The sequence below is a fragment of the Kitasatospora sp. NPDC059812 genome (assembly GCF_042732075.1).
Taxonomy (GTDB): Bacteria; Actinomycetota; Actinomycetes; order Streptomycetales; family Streptomycetaceae; genus Kitasatospora.
In genome coordinates, this window is sequence record NZ_JBHWIO010000153.1 from 1 (window position 1) to 9,606 (window position 9,606).

At 75.0% G+C, this 9,606-nt stretch carries 1 protein-coding gene; it reads left to right on the forward strand.

Features of this window, described 5'->3' with window-relative positions; translation table 11 throughout:
* Positions 1-9,606, forward strand: a 9,606-nt coding sequence (locus tag ACFV6D_RS38120) for an amino acid adenylation domain-containing protein (RefSeq protein WP_380563303.1), incomplete at both ends; no start/stop codon positions are given.

Below are 9,606 nucleotides of genomic sequence, written 5' to 3' on the forward strand. Positions count from 1 at the left end.
AACCGGCCGGGCCTGACCGCCGGGCGGTTCGTGGCGGACCCGTTCGGTCCGAGTGGTTCGAGGATGTACCGCACCGGCGACCTGGTGCGCTGGGGTGCAGACCGGAATCTGGAGTTCCTCGGCCGGACCGACGACCAAGTCAAGGTCCGCGGCTTCCGAGTGGAGCTCGGCGAAGTCGAGGCCGTCCTCGCCGAGCACCCGCAGGTCGCTCGGGCCGCCGCCGTGGTGCGTACCGAGGACGAGCCCCGGCTGGTCGCCTACGTCGTCCCGACCGCCGGGGAGCGGGTCGAGCCGGACGGGCTCCGCGCCCACCTGCGCGAACGGCTGCCCGAGCACCTGGTGCCCGGCGCGTTCGTGCTGCTGGACGGGCTCCCGCTGACGCCCAACGGCAAGCTCGACCGCCAGGCGCTCCCGGCCCCCGGCCCGGCGCCGGTCACCGCCGGACGGGCCCCGCGCAGCGCGGCCGAGCAGGTGCTCGCCGGCCTCTTCGCCGACGTCCTCGGCGTGTCCGGGGTCGGCGCGGACGACAGTTTCTTCGACCTCGGCGGGCACTCGCTGCTGGCCACCCGGCTGATCGCCCGGGCCCGCTCGGTGCTCGGCGTGGAGCTGGCCCTGGCCGACCTGTTCGACGCGCCGACCGTCGCGGGCCTGGCGGCGACCGTGGACCGGGCAGGCCGGGCGCGGCCCGCGCTGTCGCGACGCGAGCGGCCCGACACGGTGCCGCTGTCCTTCGCGCAGCGCCGGCTGTGGTTCCTGCACAGCATGGAGGGGCCCGGCGCCACCTACAACGTGCCGCTGGCCCTGCGCCTGTCCGGGGACCTCGACCGGCGGGCCCTGGAAGCCGCACTGGCCGACGTCGTCGAGCGGCACGAGAGCCTGCGCACCGTCTTCCCGGTGGTCGACGGCGAGCCGTGCCAGCGGGTGCTGGACCCCGACGCCGCCCGGCCCCGGCTGCGCGTCACCGCGGTCGCCGCGGGCGACCTGCCGCAGCGGCTGGCGGAGGCGGCCCGGCACGGCTTCGACTTGGCGGCCCAGCCCCCGCTGCGCACCGAGCTGTTCGAGCTGGGCGCGGACGAGCACGCCCTGCTGCTGGTGGTGCACCACATCGCGGGCGACGGCTGGTCGATGGGCCCGCTGGCGCGGGACCTGACCGCCGCGTACGCCGCACGGGCGGCGGGCGGGAAGCCCGAGTGGGCCCGACTGCCCGTCCAGTACGCCGACTACACCCTGTGGCAGCGGGAGCTGCTCGGCGCGGAGAGCGATCCGGACAGCCTCCAGAGCCGGCAGCTCGCCTCCTGGTCGCAGCGGCTCGCGGGGCTGCCGGAACAGACCGAGCTGCCCTTCGACCGGCCCAGGCCGGCCGCGATGTCCTTCCGGGGAGCGCAACTGCCGGTCCGGCTCGACGCCGAACTGCACCAGGGCCTGCGCGAGCTCGCCCGGGGCGGCGGCGCCAGCCTGTTCATGGTGCTCCAGGCCGGGCTGGCCGCCCTGCTCGGCAAGCTCGGCGCCGGCACCGACGTACCGATCGGCACCCCGATCGCCGGGCGCACCGACGAGGCCGTGGACGAGCTGGTCGGGTTCTTCGTCAACACGCTGGTGCTGCGCACCGACCTGACCGGCGACCCGACCTTCACCGAACTGCTGGGCCGGGTCCGGGCCGGCGCGCTGGCCGCGTACGCCCACCAGGACCTGCCGTTCGAGCAGCTGGTGGAGGCGGTGAACCCGACCAGGTCGCTCGCCCACCACCCGCTCTTCCAGACCATGCTCGCCCTGCAGAACGCGCCCACAGGCACCTTCGACCTGCCGGGGCTGCGGGTGACGACCGATCTGGTGCACACCGGTACGGCCAAGTGCGACCTGACCTTCATCCTGACCGAACAGCCCGGCGAGGACGGCCTGTCGGGCGTGCTGGAGTACAGCACCGACCTCTTCGACACGGCCACCGCGGCGGACCTCGTCGAGCGCTGGCTGCGCCTGCTGCGGGCCGTGGCCGCCGACCCGGGCCGCCGGATCGGCCGGATCGACGTGCTGTCGCCGGACGAACTGCGCGAACTGCTGCCGTCCGCGGCGGGTGCCGAGGACGACACTCCGCAGAGCACCATCACCGCGCTCGTCGAGGAGCGGGTGCGGGCCGACCCGGCGGCGGTCGCGGTGGTGTGCGGCGAGGCCGCGCTGACGTACGGCGAGCTGAACGCCCGGGCGAACCGGCTGGCCCACGCGCTGATCGGCCGGGGTGTGGGGCCGGAGCAGCTCGTCGCCCTGGCGCTGCCGCGCTCGGCCGAGCTGGTGGTCGCCGTCCTGGCCGTCCTCAAGGCCGGCGCCGCGTACCTGCCGGTCGACCCGCAGTACCCGGCGGCCCGGATCTCCTACCTGCTCCAGGACGCCCGCCCCGCGCTTTTGCTGACGACTCGTCAGATCGGTGACCTGCCCGGCGCGGAGTCCGTGGACCGGCTCCTGCTGGACACCGCCGACCTGGACGGGCTGCCGGACACGGACCCGGGGGTCACCGTCGATCCCGGTCACCCGGCGTACGTCATCTACACCTCGGGCTCCACCGGGAAGCCCAAGGGCGTGGTGGTCCCGCACCGCAACGTGGTGCGGCTGTTCGGCACCACGCGGGCGCTGTTCGACTTCTCCGCCGAGGACGTCTGGACGCTCTTCCACTCCTACGCCTTCGACTTCTCGGTCTGGGAACTGTGGGGCCCGCTGCTGTACGGCGGCCGGCTGGTGGTCGTGGACTACGAGACCAGCCGCTCGCCCGGCCGGTTCCTGGAGCTCCTCGCCAGCGAGCGGGTGACGGTGCTCAACCAGACGCCGTCCGCCTTCTACCAGCTGATGCAGGCCGACGCCGAGAACCCGCGCGAACTCGCCCTGCGGACCGTCGTGTTCGGCGGCGAGGCCCTGGAGCCCGCCCGCCTGGCGGCCTGGTACGAACGGCACCCGGACGACGCGCCGCGGCTGGTCAACATGTACGGCATCACCGAGACCACCGTGCACGTCACCTACGCGGCGCTCGACTGCTCGGCCGCGACCGCGGGGGCGGCCAGCGTGGTCGGCGCCGCCATCCCCGACCTGCGCGCCTACGTGCTGGACCCCCACCTGCGGCCGGTGGCCCCGGGCGTGGCGGGCGAGCTGTACGTGGCGGGCGCCGGGCTGGCGCGCGGCTACCTGAACCGGCCGGGCCTGACCGCCGGGCGCTTCGTCGCCGACCCGTACGGGCCGGCGGGCAGCCGGATGTACCGCAGCGGCGACGTGGTGCGCAGGGCCACGGACGGCAGCCTGAGCTTCGTCGGCCGGGCCGACCAGCAGGTGAAGGTCCGCGGCTTCCGGATCGAGCTCGGCGAGATCGAGGCGGCCCTGGCCGCGCACCCCGGCGTCGCCCAGGCCGCCGTCCTCGCCCGGCAGGACCGCGCCGACGACACCCGGCTGGTCGGGTACCTGGTGCCGGCCGCCGACGTGGCCCCGCGCTCGGCCGAGCTGCGCGCGTACCTGCGCGAGCGGCTGCCGGAGTACATGGTGCCCTCGGCGTTCGTCGAGCTGGACGCGTTGCCGCTGACCACCAACGGGAAGCTGGACCGCCGGGCGCTGCCCGCACCGGAGCTCGTCTCGGCGGGGGCGGGAGCCGGCCGCGCACCGCGCACCCCGCAGGAGCAGATCCTCTGCGAGCTGTTCGCCGAGGTCCTCGGGGTGGCCGAGGCCGGCGTCGAGGACAGCTTCTTCGACCTCGGCGGGCACTCCCTGCTCGCCACCCGGCTGGCCGCCCGGGTCCGCGCGACCCTCGGGGTCGAGCTGGAGCTGCGCACCCTGTTCGAGTCCCCGACCCCGGCCGCGCTGGCCGCCGCCCTCGCCGGCGCCCGCCGCGCCCAGCTGGCCCTGGCGCCCTACCCGCGCCCGGAGAAGACCCCGCTGTCGTTCGCCCAGCGCCGGCTGTGGTTCCTGCACCAGCTGGAGGGCGCCAGCGCCAACTACAACATCCCGCTGGCCTGGCGGCTGACCGGACCGCTCGACCGCGAGGCGCTCACGGCGGCGCTGGCGGACGTGGTGGCCCGGCACGAGAGCCTGCGCACGCTCTTCCCGGCCGTGGACGGCGTGCCGTACCAGCAGGTGCTGGACGTCGTGGCGGCCCGCCCCCGGCTGCACCTGCGCCGCACCACCGAAGCGGAGCTGGACGCCGTCCTGGCCACGGCGCTGGCCTGCCAGTTCGACCTGGGCACCGACCTGCCGCTGCACACCGAACTGTTCGAACTGGCGCCGGACGAGCACGTCCTGCTGCTGGTGGTCCACCACATCGCGGGCGACGGCTGGTCGCTCGGCCCGCTGGCGCAGAACCTGACCGCCGCCTACGCGGCGCGCCGCCGAGGCGAGGAGCCGTCCTGGGAGGCGCTGGCCGTCCAGTACGCCGACTACACGCTGTGGCAGCACGAACTGCTGGGCGACGCCGCCGACCGGGACAGCCTGTTCGCCCGGCAGGCGGACTACTGGACCGGGCAACTGGCCGGCCTGCCGGAGCAGCTCCAGCTGCCCACCGACCGGCCCCGCCCCGCGATGGCCTCGCACCGGGGCGACTTCGTGCGCACCGGACTGGACGCGCAGCTGCACCAGGGCCTGCGCGAGCTCGCCCGCGCGCACGGCACCAGCCTCTTCATGGTGCTCCAGGCAGGGCTCTCGGCCCTGCTGAGCAAGCTGGGCGCGGGTGAGGACATCCCGGTCGGCAGTCTGATCGCGGGCCGGACGGACCAGGCGCTGGACGAGCTGGTCGGGTTCTTCGTCAACACGCTGGTGCTGCGCACCGACACGAGCGGGGACCCGACCTTCGCCGAACTGCTCGGCCGCGTCCGGGACACCTCGCTGGCCGCCTACGCCCACCAGGAGCTGCCGTTCGAGTACCTGGTCGAGGCCCTCAACCCGGCCCGGTCGCTGTCCCACCACCCGCTGTTCCAGGTCATGCTGGTGCTCCAGAACGCCCCGAGGGCCGACTTCACCCCGCCCGGGCTGGAGACCGGCGAGGTCAAACTGACCACGACCACCTCCAAGCTCGACCTGATCTTCTCGATGTCCGAACGGCACTCCGAGGACGGCGCCCCCGAGGGGATCGACGGATTCGTCGAGTACGCCCGCGACCTGTACGACCGGGCGACCGTCGAGACGGTGATCGCGCGCTGGGTGCGCCTGCTCACGGCGGCGGTCGCCGACCCCCGGCGACGGCTCAGCCGGCTCGACCTGCTCTCCGCCGAGGAGCGGCACGCACTGCTGCCGGCGGGACCGGTCCCCGCGACGACGGCCGAGACCACCGGGCTGCCCGCGCTGTTCGAGGCCCAGGCGCGGGAGCGGCCGGACGCGGTCGCGGTGGTGTGCGGCGAGTCCGCGCTGACGTACGGCGAGCTGAACGCCCGGGCCAACCGGCTCGCGCACGCGCTGATCGAGCGGGGTGTGGGGCCGGAGCAACTGGTGGCGCTGGCGCTGCCGCGCTCGGCCGAGCTGGTGGTGGCCGTCCTCGCCGTGCTCAAGGCCGGCGCCGCGTACCTGCCGGTCGACCCGGACTACCCGGCCGCCCGGATCGCCCACCTGCTCGACGACGCCCGGCCCGCGCTGCTCCTGACGGACCGCCGCAGTGGCGATCTGCCGGGCGCGGACGGGGTCGACCGGCTCCTGCTGGACACCGCCGACCTGGACGGCCTGCCGGACACGGACCCCGCGGTCACCGCCGCACCTGACAGCGCCGCCTACGTCATCTACACCTCCGGATCCACCGGGAAGCCCAAGGGCGTGGTGGTCCCGCACCGCAACGTGGTGCGGTTGTTCGACGCCACCCGGCACTGGTTCGACTTCTCCGCCGAGGACGTCTGGACGCTCTTCCACTCCTACGCCTTCGACTTCTCGGTCTGGGAGATCTGGGGGCCGCTGCTGCACGGCGGCCGACTGGTCGTGGTGCCGTTCGACGTCACCCGCGCACCGGAGCGGTTCCTGGAGCTCCTCGCCCGCGAGCGGGTGACGGTGCTCAACCAGACGCCGTCCGCCTTCTACCAGCTGATGCAGGCCGACGCCGAGCACCCGTGTGAACTCGCCCTGCGCACGGTGGTGTTCGGTGGCGAGGCCCTGGAGCCCGCCCGGCTGGCGCCCTGGTTCGAGCGCCACCCGGACGGTGCGCCGCGGCTGGTCAACATGTACGGCATCACCGAGACCACCGTGCACGTCACCTACGCGGAACTGGACGGCGCGTACACCGCCGGCCCGGCGAGCGTCATCGGCACCGCGATCCCCGACCTGCGCGCCCACGTGCTCGACGCGTACCTCCAGCCGGTGCCCCCCGGGGTCGTCGGCGAGCTGTACGTGGCCGGCGCCGGGCTGGCGCGCGGCTACCTGAACCGGCCCGGCCTGACCGCCGGGCGGTTCGTCGCCGACCCGTACGGGCCGGCGGGCAGCCGGATGTACCGCAGCGGGGACCTCGTGCGCCGACGCCCGGACAGCGCACTGGAGTACGCGGGCCGGGCGGACGACCAGGTGAAGGTGCGCGGCTTCCGGATCGAGCTCGGCGAGATCGAGGCGGCCCTGGCCCAGCACCCGCAGATCCGCCAGGTCGCGGTGACCGCCCGGCAGGACCGCGCCGACGACACCCGGCTGGTCGCCTACCTGGTGCCCGTGGCCGGGGCGGCCGCCGAGCCGGACGAGCTCCGCGCCCACCTGCGCGAGCGGCTGCCGGACCACATGGTGCCGGCCGCGTACGTCGCCCTCGACGCCCTGCCGCTGACCGGCAACGGCAAGCTCGACCGGCGCGCCCTGCCCGAGCCCGACACCACCGGCGCCCCGGCCGGCCGGGCTCCGCACACCCCGCAGGAACACGTCCTCGCCGGACTGTTCGCGGAGGTGCTGGGAGTGTCACAGGTCGGCGCCGACGACGACTTCTTCGCCCTCGGCGGGCACTCCCTGCTCGCCACCCGGCTGGTGGCCCGCGTCCGTGCGACCCTGGGCGTGGAGCTGGAGCTGCGCAGCCTGTTCGAGACCCCGACGGTGGCCGGGCTGGCCGCCGGCCTGGGCGGGGCCGACCGGGCACGGCTCGCCCTGGGCCGCGCGGAGCGGCCCGACCGCGTGCCGCTGTCGTACGCGCAGCGGCGGCTGTGGTTCGTCGACCAACTGGAGGGCGCCAGCGCGATGTACCACATCCCGCTGGCCTGGCGCCTGACCGGCGACCTGGACCAGGACGCGCTGCGGGCGGCGCTCGGGGACGTCGTCGCCCGCCACGAGAGCCTGCGCACGGCCTTCCCCCAGATCGACGGCGTGCCGTACCAGCAGGTCCTGGACGCCGAGACGGCCCGGCCGCACCTGTCCGTCACCCGGACCGACGAGGCGGGCCTGCCCCAGGCGCTGACCGAGGCCGTGGGCCGCGGCTTCGACCTGGCGGCCGAAGCGCCCGTGCGCGCCGAGCTGTTCGAACTGGCGGCGGACGCGTACGTGCTGCTCGTGGTGATCCACCACATCGCGGGCGACGCCTGGTCGCTGGGCCTGGTGTCCGCCGACCTGTCCACCGCGTACGCGGCGCGGCTGCGCGGCGAGGAACCGGCCTGGGCGGACCTGCCGGTGCAGTACGCCGACTACACCCTGTGGCACGACCGGCTGCTCGGGGACCGCACCGACCCGGAGAGCCTGTTCGCCCGCCAGGCGGACTACTGGACCGGGCAGCTGGCCGGCCTGCCGGAGCAGATCCGGCTGCCCGCCGACCGGCCCCGCCCCACGGCCGTCTCCAGCAGGGGCGGACACCTCGCCGTCGAGCTGGACGCCGAACTGCACGAGGCGCTGGTCCGCTTGGGCCGTGAGCGCGGCGCGAGCGTCTTCATGGTGCTCCAGGCGGGGTTCTCGGCCCTGCTCAGCAAGCTGGGTGCGGGTGAGGACATCCCGGTCGGGAGCCTGATCGCGGGCCGGACGGACCAGGCGCTGGACGAGCTGGTCGGGTTCTTCGTCAACACGCTGGTGCTGCGCACCGACACGAGCGGGGACCCGACCTTCGCCGAATTGCTCGGCCGCGTCCGGGACACCTCGCTGGCCGCGTACGCCCACCAGGAGCTGCCGTTCGACCACCTGGTCGAGGCCCTCAACCCGGTCCGGTCGTCGGCCCGTCAGCCGCTGTTCCAGGTGCTGCTCGCGCTGCAGAACGCGCCGCGCTCCGCCTTCGAGCTGCCCGGCCTGGCCACCGAGCTCGTGCTGTTGCAGTCGCCCACCGCGATGTTCGACCTCTCCTTCCACCTGCTGGAGCGCGGCGGCACCGGCGGGGCGCCGGAGGGCATCATCGGCCACGTCGAGTACGCCACCGACCTGTTCGACCGGGCCACGGTGGAGACCCTGCTCGCCCGCTGGCTGCGGCTGCTCGCGGCGGCGGCGGCCGAGCCGGACCGGCCGCTGAGCCGGATCGACGTCCTCACCGCCGAGGAACGGCACGAACTGCTGGACGCGCGCAACGACACCGGGTGCCCGTACCCCGGCACCGGCCCGGCCGCGCTGTTCGAGGCGCAGGCCCAGGCCACCCCGGCGGCCGAAGCGGTGGTGTTCGAGGACACCGTGCTCACCTACCGGGAGCTGAACGCCCGCGCCAACCGGCTGGCCCACGCGCTCATCGGGCGCGGGGTGGGGCCGGAACGGATCGTCGCCCTGTGCCTGCCGCGCTCGGCGGAGCTGGTGGTGGCCGTCCTCGCGGTGCTCAAGACGGGGGCGGCCTACCTGCCGGTCGACCCGGAGTACCCGGCCGCCCGGATCGCGTACATGTTGGAGGACACCCGGCCGGCCGTGGTGCTCGACGACCTCGCGGCCGTCGACGCGCCCGGGACGTACCCGGACACCGACCCGCTGGTCGCACCGGACGCCCGGCACCCGGCGTACGTCATCTACACGTCCGGCTCGACCGGCCGGCCCAAGGGCGTGGTGATGCCCTCCGGCGCCCTGACGAACCTGCTGCACTGGCACCACCGCGCCGTCGGCGGCGGGACGGGCACGCGCACCGCGCAGTTCACCGCGCTCAGCTTCGACGTCTCGGTGCAGGAGATGCTCTCCGCGCTGCTGTTCGGCAAGACCCTGGTGGTGCCGACCGACGAGCAGCGCCGCAGTGCCGAACTCCTCGCCCGGTGGCTGGAGCACCACCGGGTGGCGGAGCTCTTCGCCCCCAACCTGGTGATCGAGGCACTGGCGGAGGCGGCCGAGGAACACGGGCGGGACCTGCCGGACCTGCGGCTGATCGCGCAGGCCGGCGAGGCGATGCGCCTGGGCGGCGGCCTGCGGCGCCTCCAGGCCCGCGGGCCCGGCCGGGTGCTGCACAACCACTACGGCCCGGCCGAGACCCACGTGATCACCGCCTTCCCGCTGCCGGCCGACCCCGCCGACTGCCCGCTGCCGGTGCCGATCGGCCGCCCGATCGCCAACAGCCGGGCGTACGTGCTGGACGCGGCCCTGCGGCCGGTCGCCCCCGGCGTCACGGGCGAGCTGTACCTGGCCGGGGCCGGGCTGGCGCGCGGCTACCTGAACCGGCCGTCCCTGACGGCCGGGCGCTTCGTCGCCGACCCGTTCGGGCCGGCGGGCAGCCGGATGTACCGCACCGGGGGCCGGGGGCGCTGGCGGGGCGGC